Annotated in this window: 24 protein-coding genes; 12 read left to right on the forward strand and 12 right to left on the reverse strand. The window is 66.8% G+C overall.

What is annotated here, in order from left to right; translation table 11 throughout:
* Positions 1-3 precede the first annotated feature (3 nt).
* From ACQ6S1_RS13360 to argH, 4 genes are all read right to left on the reverse strand, one after another.
* Positions 4-2,598, reverse strand: coding sequence for a TIGR02302 family protein (locus ACQ6S1_RS13360; protein ID WP_445041701.1), 2,595 nt, complete (start codon positions 2,596-2,598; stop codon positions 4-6).
* A 125-nt stretch (positions 2,599-2,723) separates the two neighbouring features.
* Positions 2,724-3,992, reverse strand: coding sequence for a diaminopimelate decarboxylase (gene lysA, locus ACQ6S1_RS13365; RefSeq protein WP_445041702.1), 1,269 nt, complete (start codon positions 3,990-3,992; stop codon positions 2,724-2,726).
* 15 nt (positions 3,993-4,007) lie between these two features.
* Positions 4,008-4,346 carry an LPS translocon maturation chaperone LptM gene (lptM, locus tag ACQ6S1_RS13370; protein ID WP_445041703.1) on the reverse strand — a complete coding sequence of 113 codons (339 nt, stop codon included), beginning with the start codon at positions 4,344-4,346 and terminating at the stop codon, positions 4,008-4,010.
* A 97-nt stretch (positions 4,347-4,443) separates the two neighbouring features.
* Positions 4,444-5,832: an argininosuccinate lyase gene (gene argH / locus ACQ6S1_RS13375; RefSeq protein WP_445041704.1), complete on the reverse strand. Its 1,389-nt coding sequence runs from the start codon at positions 5,830-5,832 to the stop codon at positions 4,444-4,446.
* Positions 5,833-5,870: 38 nt separating this feature from the next.
* Here argH and tlpA point away from each other — a divergent pair, with 38 nt between their 5' ends.
* Positions 5,871-6,521, forward strand: a complete 651-nt coding sequence (tlpA, locus tag ACQ6S1_RS13380) for a thiol:disulfide interchange protein TlpA (RefSeq protein WP_445041705.1) — start codon at positions 5,871-5,873, stop codon at positions 6,519-6,521.
* Positions 6,522-6,531: 10 nt separating this feature from the next.
* Here the strand turns inward: tlpA and ACQ6S1_RS13385 are convergent, their stop codons facing one another.
* From ACQ6S1_RS13385 to ACQ6S1_RS13400, 4 genes are all read right to left on the reverse strand, one after another.
* Positions 6,532-7,413 carry a 3-hydroxybutyryl-CoA dehydrogenase gene (locus ACQ6S1_RS13385; protein WP_445041706.1) on the reverse strand — a complete coding sequence of 294 codons (882 nt, stop codon included), beginning with the start codon at positions 7,411-7,413 and terminating at the stop codon, positions 6,532-6,534.
* A gap of 94 nt (positions 7,414-7,507) precedes the next feature.
* Entirely contained in the window at positions 7,508-8,245 is a 738-nt protein-coding gene (locus ACQ6S1_RS13390; RefSeq protein ID WP_445041707.1) for a rhomboid family intramembrane serine protease, read from the reverse strand.
* A gap of 68 nt (positions 8,246-8,313) precedes the next feature.
* On the reverse strand, positions 8,314-8,508 hold the full coding sequence (locus ACQ6S1_RS13395; protein ID WP_445041708.1) for a twin transmembrane helix small protein: 195 nt from the start codon (positions 8,506-8,508) through the stop codon (positions 8,314-8,316).
* Positions 8,509-8,525: 17 nt separating this feature from the next.
* Positions 8,526-9,032, reverse strand: a complete 507-nt coding sequence (locus tag ACQ6S1_RS13400; RefSeq protein WP_445041709.1) for a TspO/MBR family protein — start codon at positions 9,030-9,032, stop codon at positions 8,526-8,528.
* A 149-nt stretch (positions 9,033-9,181) separates the two neighbouring features.
* On the opposite strand from ACQ6S1_RS13400, the gene ACQ6S1_RS13405 reads away from it, so the two are divergent.
* Complete coding sequence (locus ACQ6S1_RS13405) at positions 9,182-10,054, forward strand: YihY/virulence factor BrkB family protein (protein ID WP_445042026.1); 873 nt, start codon at positions 9,182-9,184, stop codon at positions 10,052-10,054.
* Between the two features lie 38 nt (positions 10,055-10,092).
* Positions 10,093-10,365, forward strand: coding sequence for a hypothetical protein (locus tag ACQ6S1_RS13410; RefSeq protein ID WP_445041710.1), 273 nt, complete (start codon positions 10,093-10,095; stop codon positions 10,363-10,365).
* A gap of 4 nt (positions 10,366-10,369) precedes the next feature.
* Here ACQ6S1_RS13410 and ACQ6S1_RS13415 read toward each other — a convergent pair whose 3' ends face one another.
* Positions 10,370-10,654 carry a hypothetical protein gene (locus ACQ6S1_RS13415; RefSeq protein WP_445041711.1) on the reverse strand — a complete coding sequence of 95 codons (285 nt, stop codon included), beginning with the start codon at positions 10,652-10,654 and terminating at the stop codon, positions 10,370-10,372.
* Between the two features lie 109 nt (positions 10,655-10,763).
* On the opposite strand from ACQ6S1_RS13415, the gene ACQ6S1_RS13420 reads away from it, so the two are divergent.
* Positions 10,764-10,970 (forward strand): KTSC domain-containing protein, encoded by a 207-nt coding sequence (locus ACQ6S1_RS13420; protein ID WP_445041712.1) that lies wholly within the window; start codon positions 10,764-10,766, stop codon positions 10,968-10,970.
* Here the strand turns inward: ACQ6S1_RS13420 and ACQ6S1_RS13425 are convergent.
* Complete coding sequence (locus tag ACQ6S1_RS13425; RefSeq protein ID WP_445041713.1) at positions 10,957-11,226, reverse strand: BolA family protein; 270 nt, start codon at positions 11,224-11,226, stop codon at positions 10,957-10,959. The genes ACQ6S1_RS13420 and ACQ6S1_RS13425 overlap by 14 nt on opposite strands.
* A gap of 124 nt (positions 11,227-11,350) precedes the next feature.
* Between ACQ6S1_RS13425 and ACQ6S1_RS13430 the strand changes: the two genes are divergently transcribed.
* From ACQ6S1_RS13430 to ACQ6S1_RS13445, 4 genes are all read left to right on the forward strand, one after another.
* Entirely contained in the window at positions 11,351-11,992 is a 642-nt protein-coding gene (locus ACQ6S1_RS13430) for a J domain-containing protein (RefSeq protein ID WP_445041714.1), read from the forward strand.
* A 101-nt stretch (positions 11,993-12,093) separates the two neighbouring features.
* Complete coding sequence (gene cobS / locus ACQ6S1_RS13435) at positions 12,094-13,077, forward strand: cobaltochelatase subunit CobS (protein WP_445042027.1); 984 nt, start codon at positions 12,094-12,096, stop codon at positions 13,075-13,077.
* Position 13,078: 1 nt separating this feature from the next.
* A complete protein-coding gene (cobT, locus tag ACQ6S1_RS13440; protein ID WP_445041715.1) occupies positions 13,079-15,010 on the forward strand; it encodes a cobaltochelatase subunit CobT in 1,932 nt (643 codons plus the stop codon).
* The gene (locus ACQ6S1_RS13445; protein WP_445041716.1) at positions 15,007-16,032 is read left to right on the forward strand and encodes an esterase-like activity of phytase family protein; all 1,026 of its coding nucleotides are present in this window, start codon (positions 15,007-15,009) and stop codon (positions 16,030-16,032) included. Before cobT ends, ACQ6S1_RS13445 begins: the two co-directional genes overlap by 4 nt.
* 2 nt (positions 16,033-16,034) lie before the next feature.
* Here ACQ6S1_RS13445 and ACQ6S1_RS13450 read toward each other — a convergent pair whose 3' ends face one another.
* Both ACQ6S1_RS13450 and rpmB read right to left on the reverse strand, forming a co-directional pair.
* Positions 16,035-16,649 carry a queuosine precursor transporter gene (locus tag ACQ6S1_RS13450; protein WP_445041717.1) on the reverse strand — a complete coding sequence of 205 codons (615 nt, stop codon included), beginning with the start codon at positions 16,647-16,649 and terminating at the stop codon, positions 16,035-16,037.
* Positions 16,650-16,666: 17 nt separating this feature from the next.
* Positions 16,667-16,972, reverse strand: a complete 306-nt coding sequence (gene rpmB, locus ACQ6S1_RS13455) for a 50S ribosomal protein L28 (RefSeq protein WP_445041718.1) — start codon at positions 16,970-16,972, stop codon at positions 16,667-16,669.
* A 272-nt stretch (positions 16,973-17,244) separates the two neighbouring features.
* On the opposite strand from rpmB, the gene ACQ6S1_RS13460 reads away from it, so the two are divergent.
* The 4 genes from ACQ6S1_RS13460 to fdxA all read left to right on the forward strand — a co-directional run bounded on the left by ACQ6S1_RS13460 (position 17,245) and on the right by fdxA (position 22,510).
* On the forward strand, positions 17,245-18,129 hold the full coding sequence (locus ACQ6S1_RS13460) for a DUF3108 domain-containing protein (protein WP_445041719.1): 885 nt from the start codon (positions 17,245-17,247) through the stop codon (positions 18,127-18,129).
* A 285-nt stretch (positions 18,130-18,414) separates the two neighbouring features.
* On the forward strand, positions 18,415-21,717 hold the full coding sequence (locus ACQ6S1_RS13465; protein WP_445041720.1) for a helicase-related protein: 3,303 nt from the start codon (positions 18,415-18,417) through the stop codon (positions 21,715-21,717).
* 1 nt (position 21,718) lies between these two features.
* Complete coding sequence (locus tag ACQ6S1_RS13470; RefSeq protein ID WP_445041721.1) at positions 21,719-22,105, forward strand: RNA-binding S4 domain-containing protein; 387 nt, start codon at positions 21,719-21,721, stop codon at positions 22,103-22,105.
* Between the two features lie 69 nt (positions 22,106-22,174).
* Positions 22,175-22,510: a ferredoxin FdxA gene (gene fdxA / locus ACQ6S1_RS13475; RefSeq protein WP_445042028.1), complete on the forward strand. Its 336-nt coding sequence runs from the start codon at positions 22,175-22,177 to the stop codon at positions 22,508-22,510.
* Positions 22,511-22,723: the final 213 nt, after the last annotated feature.

Here is a 22,723-nt window from a genome sequence, read left to right on the forward strand (position 1 = left end):
GGCCTACTCGCGCAGCAGGCGCTCCAGATAATCGATCTCGTCCTGCGGGCGTGACGGCTCGCCCACGCGGCGGCGCAGCTCCTCCTGGATGCGGCGGGCGCGCTGGGCCTCGATCTCACCGGGCACGCGGACATTGGAGCCCGGATCGTAACGGCGGGCGCGGGTGGGGCGGCCGAGCGGATCTGTGTCTTCGCCATTGGCCGATTGGCCGCGCTGCCCGGGCCGGCCCTGCGCCTGACCTTGCCCCTGGCCCTGACCCTGCTGCATGCGCTCGGCCATGTTGCGCGCGCCCTGACGCAGGGCGTCGAGCGCGCGGCCCTGCTGGCCCACCGCGCCCTCGGCATCGCCATCGCCCATCTGGCCCTGCGCGCGGCCCATGGCCTCGCCGGCCTCGCCGAGTGCGCCTTCGCCCTCCATGCCCTGGCCTTCCATGCTGCGCATCAGCTCTTGCAGGCGCTTCTGCAGCGCCCCCTGCTGCTGGCCGAGCTGGCCCATGCCGTTCTGGCCCTGTCGGCCTTGCTCGTTCTGCTGACCCTGTTGGCCCTGCTGCTGGCCTTCGCCGTTTTCCTGGCCCTGCTGGCCATCGCCCTGTTGGCCTTGCTGGAAGGTCTTGTCGCGCAGCTCGCTCTGTTCGCGGATCATGCGGCCGAGCTCGTCGAGGGCCTGCGATTGCGGGTCCTGCCCGCTCTCGCCGCCTTGCTGCTGCGCGGTCTGGCCCTGCTGGAGGTTGTTCAGAAGGTCGCGCAGTTCGGACAGCATGTCCTTGGCGGCCTGTTTGTCGCCGCCGCGCGCCAGATTTTCCAGCCGGTCCATCATGTCCTTCATGTCCTGCGGGGTGAGGACACGGGCGTTGGGTGGGATCTGGGCCTGACGCTGCGGGTTCTGCTGCGCCTGACGGGCGAATTCCTGCATGAACTGGTTGAGCGCCGAGCGCAGCTCGTCCATCAGGCGTTTGATCTCGTCGTCGGGCGCATTGCGGTCGAGCGCGTCGCGCAGCGCCTTCTCGGCCGCCTGCAGATCCTTGCCGAGGCCCGGCAGATTGCCCTCCTCAAGCTGGAGAGCCATTTCCCACAGGTAATCGGCGGCGGTGCGCAGATCGTCGTCGGAGCGCGCCTTGGCCAACCGCCAATAGGCCGCGCGCAGGCCGAGATAGATGCCCGATTGCGGCGTGAACTTCTCCGGGAACAGGGCCAGCGCGTCGAGCGTCTCGGCCACGCGGTCGCGGGAGCGGGCGTCGAGCGCCAAAATACGGCGCTGCTCGACGAGCGCGCGAGCGAGGGGATGGCTGAACGTGCGCGAGGGAAGCACGGCTTCGAGCTGCTCGCTGCGGCCTTCCTGTCCGGCTTCGTCCCGCGCCACCAGAGTGATCAGAACCCGGGCGCCGGCCCAGGGATGGTCGATGCCGTGATAGGTCGTCGTGGCCGGCCCGGAACGGGTGCGGCCCTGCGGCAAAGCGAGGCGAATTTCCGGGGCGCCGTAGAGCGGACGCGGCGGGACGGCATCGGCCTTGCGACGCGCGGGGACGGGTTCCGTGCGGGCGATCTCGGCCTGTGCGCCGGTGATGCCGTAATCGTCCTCCATGCGGGTTTCGAGCACGAGCGCGCCGCGCTCATCGAGGCGCGGAACGGACTGGAAGGCGATCTCTGGCGCGCGGTCGGGCACGATGGCGAAGCGCCAGTGCCGCGTGTCGCCTGACCGAGGCCGGGCGCTGATTTGGGCGTCGGAATCGAGCGAGAAGCGGTGCTCGGCGATGGCGGTACCGGCGGCGACCGGCGGTGCGCCGGATGTGGTCTGCGCGGCATCGACCTCGACCGCGCGCGCGCCGCCCGTGGCCTCGATTTCGGCCCCGCCGCCGCTGGTGCGGATGACGAGCACGCTGCCGGCCGGCACGGACAGGGCCGCAGGCTGATCGGTGATCGCGGCGCGTTCGGTGTCTGCCGGCTGGGCGTTGGTGAGGAAGATGGGCGGGCGGCCGGTATAGGCCGGCGGCGTGACCCAGGCGTCGAGGCGCGGCGGCGTGGTGGTGGCGCCGGCCGGGGAGCGCCAGTCGAAGGCGGCGGCAATGCGCGCGCCGTGCTCGCCGCCTGCCTGTGCGAAGGCGATGAACGCCACGAGGATTGCGAGGAAACGAAACGCGCGTGGATCGCGTGCCGTCAGGCCGGGCCGGACGGGGCCGGAGGTCAGGTTGCGCGCCGCTTGTGCCGCGCGGGCGCGGTGCGCATCCCACAAAGCGCGTGTGACGGGATCATCGCCGGGGCTGGCAAGCGGCTCGGCCAGAGCGGTGGCTGGTCGATGAATGCGGCCGCTGGCGCGATCGACGCGGGCGAGAAGCCCGGCGCGGCTGGGTGGGCGCAGCCGAACGAGCGGGAACAAAGCGAGCCCGGCCAGCGCCGCGAACAGCACGACGCCGACAATGCGGCCCCACGGCGGAACCATGTCCCACACGCCGAACCAGGAGACCGCGAGAAAGACGAGGACGATCGTGCCGAAGAAAGCGAGCGGGGGCCACGCCGCTTCCCACAGCATCGCCAGCCGGGCGCGGCCAAGCAGACGCTCGAGATCCGGCGGCGGGGAAGGGGCGATGTGGTGGTCCGTCACGCGGCCTGCCTTTTCATGTGCCCGACCTTAGCAGGCGGGACGCTGCTTGGCAGCAGGCTCGCGCCGAAGTGACACCGGGCACAGCGTGGGCCCGGAATGCGGCGAACCTTCGGCGGCTTTGACGATCAGTCCAGCCAGGGCGCCGGGCGGTCGAGCGCGATGAGGGCATCGACATCGAGGCGGGGACGGACGATCGCGCTCTCGCCACCGCGCACCAGAACTTCCGGCACGAGCGCGCGGGTGTTGTAGGTGGAGCTTTGGGTAGCGCCATAGGCGCCTGCCGTCATGATGGCCAGCAGATCGCCCGGCTGCGGGCGGGGCATATTGCGGCCAAGCGCGAGGTAATCGCCGGTCTCGCAGACCGGGCCGACGACATCCGCGACAATTTCCGGCGTGCCCGGCGCGGGCGCCGCCACGGGCACGATGTCGTGATGGGCCTCGTACAGAGTGGGGCGGATGAGGTCGTTCATTGCCGCATCGACGATGACGAAGCTCTTGTTCGCGCCGTCCTTTACGTAGAGCACGCGGGTGAGCAGGATGCCCGCATTGCCGGCAATGAGGCGTCCGGGTTCCAACACGATGGTGACGCCGAGCGGCCCGAGATGGCGCAGTACGATCCCGGCGTAATCGATGGGCAGCGGCGGCGCCTGCTCGGCATGGCGATAGGGAATGCCGAGGCCACCGCCGGCATCGACGTGATCGATCTCGTGGCCATCGGCGCGCAGGTCTCGGACGAGGTCGGCCAGCAATGCGAAGGCGGCGTCGAAAGGCGCCATCTCGGTGATCTGGCTGCCGATGTGCATGTCGACGCCGGACACCTTGATGCCGGGCAGGTGGGCCGCTTTGGCATAGAGCGCGCGAGCCGCGGCATAGGCCACGCCGAACTTGTTCTCGGCCTTGCCGGTCGAGATCTTGGCGTGGGTGCGGGCGTCCACGTCGGGATTGACGCGGAGCGCGATGCGGGCAATCGCGCCGCGTGCGGATGCGACTTCCGACAGGCGGTGCAGTTCGGGCTCGGACTCGACGTTGAAGCACAGGATGCCGGCATCGAGCGCGGCGGCCATCTCGGCCTCGGTCTTGCCGACGCCGGAGAAGGTGATGCGGCTGCCGGGAACGCCGGCGGCAAGCGCCCGCTTCAGCTCGCCGCCAGAGACGACGTCCATGCCCGCACCGAGCCGGGCGAGCGTGGCGAGCACGGCCTGGTTGGAATTGGCCTTGACCGCATAGCAGACGAGGCTGGGCACCGAGGCGAAGGCTTCGGAAAAGACGCGGTAATGCCGCTCAAGGGTAGCGCTGGAATAGACGTAGAGCGGGGTGCCCACCTCGTTGGCCAGAGCAGGAAGAGCGACATCCTCGGCGTGAAGCACGCCGTCGCGATGGACGAAATGATGCATTGCGAAGGGCCTGCGTCAGTTCAGCAGGGAATCAAGGATGAACGGCCGATCGGGCTTGGTCCGTTTCGCGGGTTTGGCCGGCTTCTCGGCCACGGGCAACGGATCCCGCGGCTGCTGGTAGGACCATTCTGCTGCGCCGGCGGCGGTATTGGTCGGCGGCGGCAACAGGCTGGATGACGACGCCTGCGGCGACGAATAGGCCGTGGGCGCGGGAATGAGCGCGGCGGGCGCCGCCTGCTCGCGGGCGGGCGTTGCCGCCTCCGGCAGTTCAAGCGGACCCTTGCGGCCGCAGCCGGCGACGGCGATCAGGACGAGCGCGACCATTGCACCGGTGACGATGGCACGACGGGTCAAGGCCGGATCTCCGTTCGGAGCGGGGAACGCATGGGGGTTCATGGCCGCGCACTTTCCCGGAAGAGGAAGGAGAACGCAAGCCGCTTGGCCAACGCGTTCAGAACTTCGCACCGAGTTGATCGAGCCAGCGGCGCGCTTCGCGCTCCACATTGGCGGGCGCGGTGCCGCCGAACGAGGTGCGGCTGGTGATGCTCTTCTCGACGCTGAGCACGTCGAACACCGCCTCGCTGATGCGTGGCTCGACGGCCTGAAGGTCGGCAAGCGGCAGAGCGTCCAGCGTTTTGCCGGTCTCCACGGCGCGCGCGACGATGCGGCCTGTGACGTGGTGGGCCTCGCGGAACGGCAGCTTCAGCTCCCGCACCAGCCAGTCGGCAAGGTCGGTGGCGGTGGAATAGCCCGAGCCGGCGGCGGCCTTCATGGTCTCGGCCACCGGCTCCAGATCATCGATCATGCCGGTCATGGCCGTGAGGCAGAGACCGAGCGTGTCCAAAGCGTCGAACGTGCCTTCCTTGTCCTCCTGCATGTCCTTGGAATAGGCGAGCGGCAGGCCCTTGATGACCGTGAGAAGGCCGACCAGCGCGCCGATGACGCGGCCCGTCTTGCCGCGCACCAGCTCGGCCGCGTCCGGGTTTTTCTTCTGCGGCATGATGGAGGAGCCGGTGGTGAAGCGATCCGAAAGCTTCACGAAGGCGAACTGCGCCGTGGTCCACAGCACAATCTCTTCCGCGAGGCGTGAGAGGTGCGTGGCGGCGATGGCGGCGGCGGACAGGACTTCGAGGGCGAAATCGCGCGCCGAGACGGCGTCGAGCGAGTTCGCCATCGGGCGGGCGAAGCCGAGCGCCTCGGCCGTGGCGTGGCGATTGATGGGGAAACCGGTGCCGGCCAGGGCCGCCGCGCCGAGCGGGCTCTCGTTGAGGCGGGCGCGGGCATCCCTGAAGCGGCCACGGTCGCGGCCGAACATCTCGACATAAGCGAGAAGGTGGTGGCCGAAGGTGACGGGCTGGGCGCTTTGGAGATGGGTGAAGCCCGGCATGACGGTGGTGGCGTTTGGCAGCGCCTTGCCGGCCAGCGCGGTCTGGAGGGAGGCCAGAGCGGCGTCGATCTCGTCGATGGTGTCGCGCGTCCACAGCCGGAAATCGGTGGCGACCTGGTCGTTGCGCGAGCGGGCGGTGTGGAGGCGGCCGGCGGAAGCGCCGATCTTCTCGGCAAGGCGCGATTCGATGTTGAGGTGGATGTCTTCCAGCGCGCGCGAGAATGTGAACGTGCCGTCCTCGATCTCGGCGAGGATCTCCGTCAGCCCCCTGGAGATGGCGGCGGCGTCCTCGTCCGTGACGATGCCCTGCTTGGCCAGCATGGCCACATGGGCTTGCGAGCCCCTGATATCCTGCGCATAAAACCGGCGGTCGAAATCGATCGAGGCGTTGATTGCCTCAAGGGCGGCATCCGGCCCGGCGGAAAAACGCCCGCCCCACATCTTGTTGCTCATCCCCCGGCCCCCATCGACGCAGTGCAGCAGACATCATCATGACCGACGAAACGCACAGGCCCCGAAACACATTGCGCACGATCGCGCTTCTGGCAGTTCTGGGTGCGGCTGTCGGCGTTGGCGCGGTATATGTGAAAACCGGCTTCGGAGGCAACGAGAGCGCGGCAACCTGTGCCGGCGACCCGGCCGTTCTCGCGCGCATGAAGCCCCTGGCGAGGGGTGAGGTGGCCGGCGTGCTGGTGCCGGACGCTCCGCGCCCGCTGCCCGAACTTGCCTTCACCGACACCGACGGACAGCCGAAGACGCTGAAGGATTTCGCCGGCAGAACCGTGCTGCTGAACATCTGGGCGACGTGGTGCGCACCCTGCCGCGAGGAGATGCCCGCGCTCGACCGGCTGCAGGGCGAGCTGAGCAACGAGGCGTTCGACGTGGTGGCGGTGACGATCGACACCCAGGACGAGCAGAAGGCGCGCGACTTCCTGGCCGAGCTGAAGGTGGAGCACCTGAAATTCTATGCCGACCGCTCCACCAACGTGTTCCAGACGCTGAAGCGCGCCGGCCGCGCCGTGGGCCTGCCGACCACGATATTGATCGACGGCAATGGCTGCGAGATCGGCTATCTGCCCGGACCGGCGGAATGGGATTCCGACGATGGCAAGGCATTGATCCGGGCGGCGACGGGCAGCTGACCGGCCTGGATCAGCGCGTGGGCACGGGCTTTTCGCCGCGATAATCGTAGAAGCCGCGGTCGGTCTTGCGGCCGAGCCAGCCGGCCTCGACGTATTTCACCAGCAGCGGGCAGGGCCGGTATTTCGAATCCGCCAGCCCGTCGTGCAGCACCTGCATGATGTGAAGACAGGTGTCGAGACCGATGAAATCGGCGAGCTGGAGCGGGCCCATCGGGTGATTGGCGCCGAGCCGCATGGCGGTGTCGATAGCGTCCACCGTGCCCACGCCCTCGTAGAGCGTGTAGATCGCCTCGTTGATCATCGGCAGCAGGATGCGGTTGACGATAAAGGCCGGGAAATCCTCGGCGACCGTGATGGTCTTGCCGAGCTGCGCCACGAAATCGCGCACCGCCTCGAAGGTCGGCTCATCCGTGGCGATGCCGCGCACCAGCTCGACGAGCTGCATCTTCGGCACGGGGTTCATGAAATGGATGCCGATGAACTGCTCGGGCCGGTCGGTCGAGGAGGCAAGGCGGGTGATCGACAGCGAGGAGGAATTCGAGGCGATGATGGCCTGCGGCCCCAGCACCGCGCACAGGTCGCGGAAGATCGTGCGCTTGGCGGCCTCGTCTTCCACCGCCGTTTCGATGGCGAGATCGCAATCGGCCAGGGCCTCCAGCGTCTCGGCCTTTTGAATGCGGCCGAAGACCGATGTCCTGTCGGCCTCCGAAAGCTCGCCGCGCGCAACCTGACGGTCGAGCTTGGCCGCAATGGTCTCGATGCTGGCGTCGAGCTTTTGGGGATCGATGTCGTTGAGACGGACGTTCAGGCCGGCCAGCGCGCACACTTGCGCGATACCCGTGCCCATCTGGCCTGCACCGACCACTCCGACCGTGCGAATTGAACCTGCCATGCAACCACAATCCGGGAAGGGCCGGATCGTTTCGCATTACGCGAAAACCCGGCGTGGAAACCTAAGAGCACGCAAACGTAAACGTCAAAGGTAACTAGACATCTTCCAAGCGAGTGGAGGGTCCGGGTGCCGTCAATGTCTTGGGCGGATGGCTGAAGAGTGGAACCATTCCACGCTTGAAAATGAGGGTGAGAACCGCGCCTGCGGCAAATCCGCCGAGGTGGGCCCACCAGCCGACCGCTTCGTCGCCGCCGAAATAAAAGCCGGCGATCTGGACGAGAAACCAGACGAGGATGATCCACACGGCGGTGACCCGCAGCGGCAAGCGGCCGAACAGTAGGATCCACAGCTTCACGCGCGGGTGCAGCAGGAGATAGGCGGCGATGACGCCCGATACCGCGCTGGAGGCCCCGATCAGAGGGGCGTTCGACAGCGGCATCACGAAGGCGTGGGCCGCGCCGCCCGCGATCCCGCACAGGAGATAGAAGGCGGTGAAGCGAATATGCCCCATCGAATCCTCGATGTTGTCGGCGAACACCCACAGGAACAACAGATTGCCGACGAGGTGGACGAGATCGCCATGGAGGAAGAGCGATGTGACGAAGCCGGCGAGGGCGGGCATGTAGTGCAGCTCGGGCGGCAGCACCGCTTTGCCGAACACGACGGAGGGAATCATGCCCCACGACATGGCAAAGCCCGGACTCGTTTCGAGGACGAAGCCGGACTGGAACAGCAGATAGACGAGAAGATTGGCCGCGATCAGGCCCCAGGTGACGAAGGGGTAGCGGATCAGAAGCCGCGGATTGTCGTCGCTGAGCGGGATGAAGACCAAGGCGCGCCTCGTGAACGGGTCTGGCCGACCTTCCCCATTACGTAACTGATTCGCCTGGCCGACCCGAATCAGCCCGGGCCGCGCCCCGAGGCCCAGATGGCGGCCATGGCGACCGCGATGGCGCCGAATTGCAGCAGCACACGCCAGCGCATCAGGCTCTGCGAGCGTTCGGCGCTGCCGGCGCGCATCATGTTGACGAGGCCGAGCACGAGCACGACGGCGACCGAGGCGGCCGCAATGGGCAGGAGGACGTAGGACAGCATGATCGGACCTCGGGCGCTCAGGAATTGAGCTGCCAAATGGCGGCGTTGAGGGCGGTCGCATAGCCCACCCATACGAGATAGGGAGCAAGCATCCACGCCGCCACACGATCGAGACGGCGAAAGGCGATGATGGTCCAGACGATGGCGGCGAGGAGCGCCAGGATAACCACGAGGCCGAAAGCCGGGCTGCGGCTGGCGAAAAAGGCGTAGGACCACAGAACGTTAAGCGCGAGCTGAAGGGCGAACGGGCCGAGCGCGCCGTTGCGGGTGAGGGGGATGCCGGGGCGCGTCACGACCCGCCACAAAGCGAGCGCCATGAGGATGAACAGGATGGGCCACACCACGGGAAACGCCCAGTTCGGCGGCGTGAAGAACGGCTTGGCGAGGCCCGAATACCACGGCCCGATATTGGGCACCGTGAAGATGGAGCCGAGCCGCAACGCGGCGAAGCAGACCAGGGCGCTGACCAGAAGAGCAAGCGGCGAGCGCAGCCGCTCGATGGTGAAGCTTCGCGTCACGTTCATGCGCATCTCCTATCCTGACCCGGCGGCGCCAAGACATAGACCCCGCCGCGGCATCGATCCAGCCGAAGGTGGCCATGGAACCTCCGCGCCTCTAAAGCTGTAGTAAAATCCGACCGCCCGCCGCGCCGCAGGAATCACCCTTGCCCCAAGTGCTGAAATCTCTCTGGAGCATCTTCTATTCGGTCTATGTGCGCTTCGAGGCGCATGATGCCTGGGCCATTTCCAGCCATGTGGCGCTGGGCGTGCTGCTGGCGATCTTCCCGTTCCTGATCGTGGTGACCGCGCTTGCCAGTCTCATCGGCACGCCGGAAGCCGCCAACGAGGTGGTGGGCCTTGCCTTCGAGGGCTGGCCGGGAGTTCTGGCCGATCCGCTGTCGAGCGAGGTGACACGGGTGCTGACCGGACGGCGCATCGACGTGCTGACCATCGGCGTGCTCCTGCTGCTGTGGACGGCGTCGTCGGCCGTGGAGGCCATGCGGATCGCCCTTGTGCGCGCCTACGGCCTGCCGGACACGCGCGCATGGTGGCTGAACCGCATCCAGAGCATCGGCTTCATGCTGCTGGGCGCCTTCGGCATGCTGCTGCTGTCCGTGACGGTGGTGCTGTGGACGCCGATCTGGGATTTCGCGACGTCGTTCACGCCGCCGCTGCGCCTCATCACCGGCACGGCCGACAGCGTGCGCTATGCCGGCACCGGGCTTTTCCTGGCCGGCGGATTGGTCCTTGCGCATCTGTGGCTGCCGCCGCAGCGCATCTCCATCGTGTGCGTGCTGCCGGGCACGCTTCTGACGTTGTTCCTGTGGCTGCTGAGCGCCAGCGTGTTCGGATTCTGGCTGGCGGGCTTCGCCAATTATGCCTCCACCTATGCCGGGCTCGGCGGCATCATGGCCGTGATCTTCTTCCTGTACATCAACTCGGCCTCGTTCATCCTTGGCGGAGAGCTGAACGCCGTGCTGCTGGCGTTCCGCAAGAAACGCGACGCCGCCCGGCAAGCGGATGCGAAAATGGCGGAACCGGCCTGAGGAACGAGCGTTCTTTCCCCAAAGAGGGAGACATCATCGTGAGCCACCAGCATCCGCACGATTCGAACGCCGTGAAGACCCCCACCGACGCACGCCAGGGCGCCCGGGGGCTGCCCGTTCTGTGGGTGCTGATCGGAGGATTGGCGCTGGCGATCCTGGCGCTGCTCTATTTCGTCAGCACGGGCGTGGAAAATCCGCCGCCGAACCCTGTTGCCGAGCAGCCGGTGGGGCCGAGCTCCGACACCACGCCTGGCAATGCCGAGCCGTCGCGCCTCGACGCGCCTCCCTCTGCGAACCAGACGGGTCAGTAAGGCTTTAGCGGTCCTGCCGCTCCGGCGGCAGGACCTGATAATCCGCCTCGATGACGATGGGCTGACCGGGCCGCGCCATGCTGGCGGAGGCCCGGCTGCGGCGCGCGCGCCAGCGATAAACCTGATCGATCAGGAAAATCACCGGGAAGGCGACGAGAAAGACGCCGGTCGCCAGGATGGCGAGCGCGATCACCAGTGCGGCAGCCACCGCGCCGATGAGTGCGATCTGCCATGTCGGCAGCTTCAGGGTGCGGGCACGAAATGTCCCGAAGGAGAATCTGTCGTTCATCACGGCCTCAATATCGGCGAGGAGTGTGGCGCTGCCAAGGCTGGGGCGAACCCGGATGCACGCTCGCGCGTTCACAAACGTGAAGCCGGGCTGGGACACGGAGGACGACATGCCTTCGACCGCGATCTCGAACATCCGCTATCTGCCGGCGGACCGCGAACTCGACGTGACTTTCCTTGGCAGCGGGCGCACCTACACCTATCTGGGTGTGGAGCCCGACATCCACGACGAATTTCTGCGCGCCCGCTCGAAGGGCCGCTTCTTCAATGCCCGCATCCGCGATCATTACGAACACCGGCGCGTCAGCCGGCTTTAGCCTCGATGGCCAGGGCATGGACGCGCTCGCGCAATTCGGCGTCGAGAGCCGCGTTCACGGCGCGATGCATCTCGATACGGCTCTTGCCCGCGAAGGCAGGGGAGGCGATGCGGACACGAAAATGCGTTTCGCCGCCGGGGCGCGAGCCGGAATGCCCTTCGTGATGATGGCTTTCGTCGATGACGTCGAGGCTCGTCGGAGCAAAGGCGGCGATCAGCTTGTCTTCGATCCGGCTGCGCATATCGGGCAATGTCATGCCGTGTCTCCCTGTTTCCGCTAATGGGACGAAGCGCGCAAACCCCGTCAACCCGGAACATGCGACGTGAGGCCAGAGGCCGCGTTCGCTTGTCCCGAACACGCCATCCGACCATAATCGCCACATGAAACTCGACTCCCAATGGTTTGATCGCATCCGCACCGCGCCGAAAGGAGCCGCGGCGGAAAAGGCGAAAGTGGACGTGGCGGATGGGTGCTGCGAATTTCCCGGCTGCCCGAACAAGTCCGGATTCCGCGCGCCGAAAGGGCGCGACCGTGAAGGCCAGTACTGGAATTTTTGCTACACCCACGTCCGCGAGTACAATCAGGCGTTCAATTATTTCCGTGACATGCCGGACGACGCGGTCGCGGCCTGGCAGAAGGACAGCCTGACGGGCCATCGGCCGACCTGGACGATGGGTGTGAACAAGGCCGGCGGTGGCGGTGCGCGCGCCAAGCCTTCCGGCGCCCATCCGAGATTCGGCGATTGGGATTTCGCCGATCCGTTCAACCTGTTCGGCGGCGGACAGGAACAGAAACGGCCCGAGCCGGAGCGGCCTCAGCGCACGCTGCGCAAGGTGGAGCGCAGCTCCCTGACCGAGCTCGGCCTCGAGGAGAATGCCGGGCCCGAGGAGATCAAGGCCCGGTTCAAGACCCTGGTGAAACGGCTGCATCCGGACGCCAATGGCGGCGACCGCGGCACCGAGGATAAATTGCGTGCGGTGATCCAAGCCTATAATTACCTGAAGCAGGCTGGCTTCTGCTGAGGCCGCAGGATGGCGGGAACCGGATTTCTGCTGCATAACCACGCCCGTTCGGGACGTGTCCGCGCGCGGTTCGCGCACGCGGTCGAGGAGGTTTCATGACGATGGCAAGCGAGGCAGGTGCGGGTCTGCCCGACGTGACGGTTTCGGTGCGCGAGACGTTCGGGATCGACAGCGATCTCCAGGTGCCGGCCTTCTCGAAAAAAGATACCCATGTGCCGGACATCGATCCGGACTATCTGTTCGACCGCACGACGACGCTCGCCATTCTGGCCGGCTTCGCCAAGAATCGCCGCGTGATGGTGACGGGCTATCACGGCACCGGAAAATCCACGCACATCGAGCAGGTGGCGGCGCGGCTGAACTGGCCGTGCGTGCGCATCAACCTCGACAGCCATGTCTCGCGCATCGATCTCGTGGGCAAGGACGCCATCGTGCTGAAGGACGGCGCGCAGGTGACCGAGTTCAAGGACGGCATCCTGCCCTGGGCGCTGCAGAACAACGTGGCGCTGATCTTCGACGAATACGACGCCGGCCGCGCCGACGTGATGTTCGTGATCCAGCGCGTGCTGGAGGTTTCGGGCCGTCTGACGCTGCTCGACCAGCGCCGCGTGATCCAGCCGCATCCGGCCTTCCGCCTGTTCGCCACCGCCAACACGGTGGGACTGGGCGACACGTCGGGCCTGTATCACGGCACCCAGCAGATCAATCAGGGCCAGATGGACCGCTGGTCGATCGTGACCACGCTGAACTATCTGCCTCACGACAAGGAAGTCGACATCGTGCTGGCGAAATCGCCGCATTACCGCGACCGGCCCGATGGCCGCGAGACGGTGGCGCGCATGGTGCGGCTGGCGGATCTGACCCGCAACGCGTTCATCCAGGGCGATCTCTCCACCGTGATGAGCCCGCGTACTGTCATCACTTGGTCGGAGAATGCCGAGATCTTCGGCGATATCGGCTTCGCCTTCCGGTTGACCTTCCTCAACAAATGCGACGAACTGGAGCGTACGCTGGTGGCCGAGCTCTATCAGCGCTGCTTCGGCAAGGAACTGCCGGAATCGGCGCTGAACGTCGCGCTGAGCTGACATGGCGGATCGCCGCGAAATGGCTGGTTCCTCCTCGAACAGCAACGCCCCGAGGACGCCGCGCGAACCGCCGGCCGAGCCGCTGAAGCGCTCGGTCGCCGCCACCGTGCGCGCGATCTCGGGCAAGCGCGACCTCGAGGTGACGTTCTCGCAGGATCGCGGCGGTGCGTCCGGCAATTCCGTGCGCCTGTCGGAACCGCCCCGGCGGATGACGCAGAAGGACGCCGGCGTCCTGCGCGGGCAGGCCGATTCCATGGCCCTGAAGCTCGCCTGCCACGATCCGGCCATGCACAACCGGCTGGGCCCGAAGGGCAGCGAGGCGCGCGCGGTGTTCGACGCCGTAGAGCAGGCGCGTTGCGAAGCCGTCGGCACGCGGCGCATGACCGGCGTGGCCGCGAACCTGTCCGCCATGCTGGACGATCGCTACAGCCGCGCGGCCTATCGCGATGTCGTGGGCCGCGACGACGCGCCGATCCAGGACGCGCTGGCTCTGATGGTGCGTCAGCATCTGACGGGGCTGGAGCCGCCGGATTCGGCCAAGCCCATCGTCGAGGCCTGGCGCGGCTGGATCGAGGAACGCGCGGGCACGAATTTCGAGCAGCTCGGCGATGTCCTGAACGACCAGAACGCCTTTGCCCGTTCCATGCGCGATCTGCTGTCGGCGCTGGAGATCGGCGATGAGACCGCCGGTGATTTCGACGAGCTGGAGGAGCCGGAGGGCGAGCCCGATTCCGAGAACGAGCCGGGCCAGGAAGAAGGCGGCGAACGGGGCGACGAAACCTCCGACGGCATGCAGACCACCGAGGCCGAGGCGAGCGACGACGAGCCCGATTTCGGCGAGCTGGAAAAGGCCGATGCCCCGGCGTCCGACATGGCCGACGACGGCGATCCGGACGAGGCGACCGAGACCAGCGAGCCGCCGCGCCGTCCGATGTCGAACAGCGAGGGCGAACTCACCCTGCAATATCGCGCCTACACGACCGCGTTCGACGAGACGATGAAGGCCGAGGAGCTGTGCGACCCCGAGGAGTTGACGCGGCTTCGCACCTATCTCGACAAACAATTGACCAGCCTGCAGGGCGTGGTGGCGCGCTTGGCGAACCGGCTGCAGCGGCGGCTTCTGGCGCAGCAGAATCGCGCCTGGGAATTCGACATCGAGGAGGGGGTGCTCAACCCCGCGCGCCTGTCGCGCGTCGTGACCGATCCCATGCAGCCCCTGTCGTTCATGCGCGAGCGTGACACCGATTTTCGCGATACGGTGGTGACGCTGCTGCTCGACAATTCGGGCTCCATGCGAGGGCGCCCCATCACCGTCGCGGCCACCTGCGCCGACATCCTGGCGCGGACGCTGGAGCGCTGCGGCGTGAAGGTGGAGATCCTTGGCTTCACGACTAAGGCCTGGAAGGGCGGCCAGTCGCGCGAGGCGTGGCTGCAGGCCGGCAAGCCGGTCAACCCCGGCCGCCTGAACGATCTTCGGCACATCGTCTACAAATCGGCGGATGCACCGTGGCGGCGGGCGCGGCGCAATCTCGGCCTGATGATGCGCGAGGGCCTGCTGAAGGAGAACATCGACGGCGAGGCTCTGCTGTGGGCGCACCAGCGCCTGTTGCACCGGCCCGAGCAGCGCAAGATCCTGATGATGATCTCGGATGGCGCGCCGGTCGATGATTCGACGCTCTCGGTGAACCACGGCTCCTATCTGGAGAAGCATCTGCGCGGCGTGATCGAGGAGATCGAGACGCGCTCGCCGGTCGAACTCATCGCCATCGGCATCGGCCATGACGTGACGCGCTATTATCGCCGTGCCGTGACCATCGTCGACGCCGAGGAACTGGGCGGTGCGATGACCGAGAAGCTGGCCGAATTGTTCGAGGATGGCGGCCCGGCGAATGCGCGCAGCGCTTCACGGCGGCGGGCCGGAACGCGCGGGTGAGGCTTCGCCTTTTCCCGCCGGCGTGGCTGCTCGGGCTGGCGCTGACGTGTGGGTATGGGGCAGGTGCTTCGGCCGAGGCCATTCAGATTGCCGCGACGCCAATTCCGGTGTTTTCACGTGCCGAGCCCGAGAGGACCCTGTTCGGGACGCTCGAATTTCGTGGCGGTCTCGTTCTGTCGTCAGGCGCGCGCGGTTTCGGCGGGTATTCGGGTCTGCGCCTCGATGCCGATGGCGCGCGGTTTCATGCCGTCTCGGATCGGGCGCACTGGCTGAGCGGGCGCATCGTCTATGAGGGTGCGCGGCCCACGGGTATCGACGACACCGACCTTTCGCCTGTGCTGGGCCGAACCGCGAAGCCGCTCGACGGCACGCGCGACGACGACACTGAGGGGCTTGAGATCGACGGCACCACGGCCTTCATCTGCACCGAGGGCTCGGACAATATCCTGCGGTTCGATCTCTCGAAGGACGCGGCAGAGGCACGCGGAACGCCCTTGCCGATGCCGAAGGAGGTCTCAGGCCTGCCGGGAAACACCGGGCTCGAATCGATCGCCCGCGTGCCCGTCGGTGCGCCGGAGGCCGGACGATTGCTGGTGATCTCCGAAGAGGCGTTCGGCAAGGACGGGCATCATGCCGGCTGGCTGGTCGATCCAGAAGGCGAGTCGGCGGCGAAACGGCTTTCGGTTGCGGCGCGCGACGGCTATGCGGTGACCGATGCGATATTCGATCCGGACGGCGACCTCGTTCTTCTGGAACGGCGTTACCGCAAACCTCTGTCGCTGCACATGCGCGTGCGGCGTATCGCGGGAGCGGACGTAAAGGCGGGGGCTGTGCTGGACGGCGAGGTGCTGATGGAAGCCTCGCTTGCGCACGAGATCGACAACATGGAGGCGATCTCGGCACATCGTGCGCCGGACGGCACGATTGTGCTAACGCTGATGTCGGATGACAATATGAGCCTGTTTCAGCGCACGGTGATGCTGCAATTCGGGATGTCGGCTGAGGCGACGTCAGCGCAATAACGTCAGCGGCCGACGCGCACCGCTTCTATGGGACGGACACGGCTCATCAGCGCGCCGTAGGGCAGCAGAAGGATCAGCGCCATGCTGACCTTGACCACGAAATCGAAGAAGGCGAGGCCGACCCACAACGGGACCGTGACGCCCATGCCGGCCAAGCCATAGGTGACCGGTTCGGACATGTCGGCGACACCGGCAAACGCCATGGAGAAGAAAATGGCCGTGTCGAGCGCCGAGCCGAGCAGCCCGCCGGCCAGGGGCGCGCGCCACCATTGCAGGCGGCGCAGACGGTTGAAAACCGAGACGTCGAGCAATTGGCCGAACAGGAAGGCCGTGCCGGAGGCCAAAGCGATGCGTGGCGTGGCTAGCCAGAACGACAGCACAACGGCCAGCGCGAAGCCGACATAGATCACCCGCCGTGTGAGGCGGGGCCCGAACCGCCGGTTCGTCAGATCGTTGACGAGAAAGGCGAGCGGATAGGTCAGCGCGCCCCAGGTAAGGAAATCGCGCAGACCGAAATATTCGATCGGGTATTGGACCGCGAAATTGGACAGCAGCACGACCCCGGCCATGGCCAGGATCGGCAGGAAGAGCGCGCTAGGGGCGCTTCTGTCCGTCATCGGCGAGACGGACGGCCTCAGGCCGCCGCAGCTTCCGCGGTGTCTTCGCCGGCCTTGCGGATCTTCTTCTTGATCTCGCGAGCCTTCTGCGACAGCTCGTCGTCGGAGGCCTTCAGGAGGAACGCGTCGAGACCGCCGCGATGCTCGACCGAGCGCAGGGCATGGGTCGTGACGCGCAGGCGCACCGACTGCTTCAGAACATCGGAGAGCAGCGATACCTGCACGAGATTCGGCAGGAAGCGGCGCTTCGTCTTGCGGTTGGAATGGCTGACGAGGTTGCCCACCAGCACGGATTTACCAGTCAGTTCGCAGCGCCGCGTCATCGCAGTGCTCCATACAAGAGAGATTTCGGACCGAGCGGGCTGGAAGCCGATCCTCCTTGGATAAAAGAAGACCGACCCCGAGAGCCGGGGCGCTCGAAGGTGCGGCTGTATAGGCGCAGGCGGGGCGCAAGGTCAAGGTAAGGACGGCTTTTCGCGCGGCCGAAGTGAGTCCGCGCGGCAACGCCTGCCCCGGAAACGGCGCCGGACTCTCGACGCGGGCCGCGTCCTGCCGCATTGTTAAGGCTGATTTGCGCGGCGCGGCACACGGTATCATGACCCATACAGGCAGCAGGGACAACGACAGGCGGGCGATCCGCCGACGGCTTGCCGTGGCGGCACTGGCGGCATCTGCCGCCTTGTCCGTGCCGATGCAGGCGCAGGCCGAAACCAAGCTGACCGCCAAATACAATGCCCGCCTGTCCTATCTGCCCATCGTGTTCGCGACCGGTACGCTGACCGCCTCGCTGCCGCAGGAAGGCCGCTACAGCGTGGATTTCGGCGCCGACGGCATCGGCTTCGCGATGAGCGGCAAGGCGGTGGGAACGGTGATCCCCGGCGGTTTGTCGCCTGTCAGCGCCGCGATCGACACCAAGGACAGCTCCGAAAAACGCTCGATCCGCATCGCCCTGTCGCGCGGCAAGGTGCGGCGCGAACTGGTGACGCCGCCTGTGCCTTACCGCGCCGATCGCGTGCCGATCACGCAGGCGCACCGCAACAATGTGATCGATCCCATCAGCGCCCTGATGATGCCGGTATCGGTGGACGGCGCGCCGTTGGACGCCGCGAACTGCAACCGCGTGCTGCGCATCTTCGAGGGCACCGAGCGTTTCGACATCCGGCTGTCCTATCTGCGCACCGAGCAGGTGAAATCGCTGAAGGGCTATGAGGGGCAGGCCCTGGTGTGCCGTGCGAACTACAAGGCCGTCGCCGGCCATCGCAAGGTGGCGGGCGTCGAGTACATGGAGAACAATCAGAGCATGGAGGCCTGGCTGGTGCCCATAGACGGCACCAATCTCCTGGCACCCTGGAAAGTCTCGCTCGGCACCAAGATCGGCACCATGATCCTGGAGGCCGAGGAATTCACCGCCAGCGGCGGCACCAAGCGCGCAGAGGCTGCGCCGCTCGACGCGACGTTCCAATTGCGGACGACGCGTTAACCTTTTTCGTCCGGTTATGCACAGGCGGCTGTTTCCCGCGCCGCCAGATCTTGTATGTTCCTCGGGCAGAAGGGCCGCATGATGCGGGACCGGAACCGGAACATCATGTGGTCTCCGATTCGGACCGGCTCCGTTCACGCTACGGCCAAATCCTTAAGACGCGCGCGGCGAACGAAACGTGATTCCCGCGAGGTAAGCGATTCGGGCTGGATTTGTTCGGTCAACGTTCCCAGATTGGGGATGCGCATTGACCCGCCGGCCTGATCTTTCGGCGCTCCCTTCCTGATGGATGTCAAAACCCGCCCGATGCCGACCAACGCCAATCCACCCGCCGTCCGGGGCCGGGGCGTCACCGCCGTGCTCGGGCCGACCAATACCGGCAAGACGCATCTGGCCATCGAACGCATGGTGGCGCAGCCGAGCGGCGTGATCGGCCTGCCGCTGAGGCTTCTGGCGCGCGAGGTCTATCAGCGCGTGGTGGAGAAGGTGGGCGCCGACAAGGTGGCACTCATCACCGGCGAAGAGAAGATCAAGCCGAGGAACACGCGGTTCTGGGTCTCGACCATCGAGGCGATGCCAAAAGACATCGACGTCGACTTCGTGGCGATCGACGAGATCCAGCTGGCCGCCGACCTCGACCGCGGGCACGTGTTCACCGACCGCATTCTGAACATGCGCGGGCGGCAGGAGACGCTGCTGCTGGGCGCGGCGACCATGCGGCCCCTGATCGAGCATCTTCTGCCCGGTGCGAGCATTCTGGGCCGGCCGCGCCTTTCCACCCTGACCTTTGCCGGCGAGAAGAAGATCACCCGCCTGCCGCGCCGCACCGCGATCGTCGCGTTCTCGGCTTCGGAAGTGTACGCGATCGCCGAATTGATCCGCCGCCAGCGGGGCGGGGCGGCGGTGGTGCTGGGGGCGCTGTCGCCGCGCACCCGCAACGCCCAGGTCGAACTCTACCAATCGGGTGACGTCGAATATCTGATCGCCACGGATGCGATCGGCATGGGGCTGAACCTCGACGTCGACCACATCGCCTTTGCCGGCGACCGAAAGTTCGACGGCTTTCAGTTCCGCCGCCTCAACCCCTCCGAATTTGCGCAGATCGCAGGCCGTGCGGGCCGCCACATGCGCAACGGTACCTTCGGCACCACGGGGCGCTGCGACGGCTTCGAGGCGGAACTCGTGGAACGCATCGAGAGCCACAGCTTCGACCCCGTGCGCGTGCTGCAATGGCGCAATTCCGAGCTGGATTTCCGCTCGCTGGCCCGCCTGCAGGCCAGCCTTTCCGTGCTGCCCCAGGAGCCCGGGCTGACCAAGGCGCCGACCGGCGAGGACGTGATCGTGCTGGAGCGCGCGATCGCCGATCCGGAAATGCGCGCGCTGGCCACGGACCGCGACGCTGTGGAGCGGCTGTGGGAGGTGTGCCAGGTCCCGGATTATCGTAAGGTGTCGCCGGCCGCTCACGCCGAGATCGCAATGACGATCTATGGTTTCCTGATGCGGCAAGGGCGAATCTCGCAGGATTGGTTCGCCCGCCAGGTTGCGCAATGCGACCGCACCGATGGCGATATCGATACGCTGTCGGCACGCATCGCGCACATCCGCACCTGGACCTTCGTGGCCAACCGTGCGGACTGGCTGTTTGATCCTACGCATTGGCAGGCGCTCACGCGCACTGTAGAGGACAAGCTTTCGGACGCGCTGCACGAACGGCTGACGCAGCGTTTCGTCGACCGTCGCTCAAGTGTCTTGATGCGGCGCCTCAGGGACAAAGGCATGATCGAGGCAGAAGTAGACGCAAACGGCGACGTGCTCGTCGAGGGCCAGCATGTCGGGCGCCTGTCGGCGTTCCGCTTCACGGCGGACACCTCATCCGAGGGGCCGGACGGCAAGGCCGTGCGTGCCGCCGCGCAGAAGGCGCTGGGACCGGAATACGCAAAGCGGGCGGAGCGGCTGGCCGCCGCGCCGGATGCCGACATCGTCATGTCGTCGGACGGCGTGCTGCGCTGGCTGGGCGAGCCGGTGGGCAAGCTGGTGCCCGGTGATCGGGCGCTGCATCCGCGGGCGCGGCTTTTGGCCGACGATACCCTGGCGCCGCCGGATCACGAGCGCGCGGAAGGTCGCCTCCAGCTGTGGATCGATTCCCAGATCCAGAAGCTGCTCGGCCCGCTGCGCATCATGGAGGCTTCGGAGAGCCTGACCGGACTGGCGCGGGGCCTCGGCTTCCAGATCGTCGAAGCGCTGGGCGTGCTCGACCGCACGCGCGTCTCCGACGACGTGAAGACGCTCGACCAGGACGGCCGCGCCGCGCTGCGTGCGCTGGGCGTGCGCTTCGGCGCCTATCATCTTTATCTGCCCGCGCTTCTGAAGCCCGCGCCGCGCCAGTTGGCCGCGCAGCTCTGGGCGCTGGGGCAGGCCGTTCCTCCGGAAGGGCTCGACGAGATCCCCGCACTGGCGGCGAGCGGGCGCACCAGTTTCAAGGCCGATGCGCGCGTGCCGAAGGATCTCTACCGCGTGCTTGGCTATCGCGTCTGCCACGACCGCGCGGTGCGCGTCGACATTCTGGAGCGGCTGGCCGATCTCATCCGCCCCGCCATCGCCTATCGCCCCGGCTTGACCTCGGGCGAGGCCCCGGCCGGCGCGGCGGAGGGCAACGGCTTCACCGTGACCGTGGCCATGACGTCGCTGACCGGCTGTTCCGGCGACGATTTCGCCAACATCCTGCGCTCCCTCGGCTATCGCATGGAGCGCAAGCCGGCACCGGTCGCTCCGGCTGAGATTGCGGTCGCGGAGCCCACGGCTTCGGCGGAGGGCACGGAACTGGCGGCGGACATCGCAGAGGCGGGCGGTGAGGGCGCAATGGTCGAGGATGCCCCGGCCGCCGATGCCGACGCACCCGTCACCCCGGAGGAGGGCGCGGCCGATGCCGCGCAGACCGAGCCCGAGGCCGTGGCACCGGTCGGCGAGCAGCCTGCCGTTGAAGCGGAAGCGGAACCCGTCGCGGTGGATTCCGAGCCCGATGACGCGAGCGTGAGCGAAGGCCAAGCGGCAGCCGTGGAGACCGAGGCCGTGCTTCCCGTCGAAGGCGGCGCGGGCACGTCGGCCGACCCTCTCGCGCAGGACATGAACGTCGCGGCAATCGAGGCCGTGACGGGCGCCGAGGAGGTTGCGGGTGAGGAGGTTCCTGCGGCAGCCGAGCCAACCGAGCCTGCGATGATCGAGATCTGGCGGCCTGGCCGTTCCGAGCATCGTCGACCGGATCAGCGTCGCGATCAGAACCGTCGTCAGGAGGGCCGCGGAGAGCAGCCCAACCGCGGCGAACGGCGTGGACCGCGTCCGGAACGCGGCGCGGCCCCGGCGGAAGGGCGTGGCGAAAACGGGCGCGAAGGCCGCTCCGGCAAGCCGCCGCGCAACGAGAACTGGAAAGCCAACCGGCCGAAAGGCGGCAAGGATGGGGATCCGCGACAGGCACGCCCGGCTCAACCGCCGCGCCCCGAGCGCCGTGAGCGTCCGGCCGATCCGGATTCGCCGTTCGCGGCACTGGCAGCGCTGAAGGCGCAGCTCGACGGCGGCAAGAGGCGCAAGTGAGATGGAGGGCGGACGGCAGCGCATCGACAAATGGCTGTGGTTCGCCCGTGTGGTGAAGACCCGCACGCTGGCGCAGGAGCTGGCGAAATCCGGCCATGTGCGCGTGAACGGTGCGCGTGTGGATTCCGCAAGCCAGGCCGTGAAGGCGGGTGACGTACTGACGATTGCGCTGGAACAAAGCGTGCGGATTCTGAAAGTGCAGAATTTCGCGGAGCGGCGTGGCAGCGCGACCCTGGCGCAGGCGCTTTACGAGGATCTGAGCCCGCCGCCACCGCAGCGCGCCGACGATGCCGGGCCCGACCCGACAGGGCCGTTGCGCGAGGACGGCGCCGGACGACCGACCAAACGCGAGCGCCGCGAAACCGACCGCCTGCTCGGCCGCGACTAGGAGGCGGCTTGCGCCGCCCGGCCGGCTCGACTAGGCACACTTTGAAATTGTTCTGAAGAAGGGGTGACGATGCCCTACGTGGTTACCGAAAACTGCATCAAGTGCAAGTACATGGATTGCGTCGAAGTGTGTCCGGTGGACTGCTTCTACGAAGGCGAGAACATGCTCGTCATCCATCCGGATGAATGTATCGATTGCGGCGTTTGCGAGCCGGAATGCCCGGCCGAGGCGATCAAGCCCGATACCGAGCCGAACGTGGAATCCTGGCTTTCGCTGAACGCCGAATATTCCAAGTCCTGGCCCAACATCACCGAGAAGAAAGACCCGCCGGCCGACCACAAGGAATGGGATGGGAAGCCGGGCAAGTTCGAGCTGTTCTCGGCCAATCCCGGTGACGGCGATTGATCGGAAGAGCGGTTCGGGACAAGCCATCACCGTGACGTGTTCGCAACGATGCAAGCACTGATTTGCGGAAAAGGCTTTTTTGTGATAGGTTCTTGAATGCTCGAAAGCCCGTCACAGGGCAATGCTCCGTTTGCACGGAGCATTTTTTTCGACCGGCTTCAAGGTTCGAAGCAAGGCAGCCCCGCAGGCACTTCGCCGTGGGCAGGAGCACAG

The organism is Terrihabitans aquatilis, from assembly GCF_052542005.1.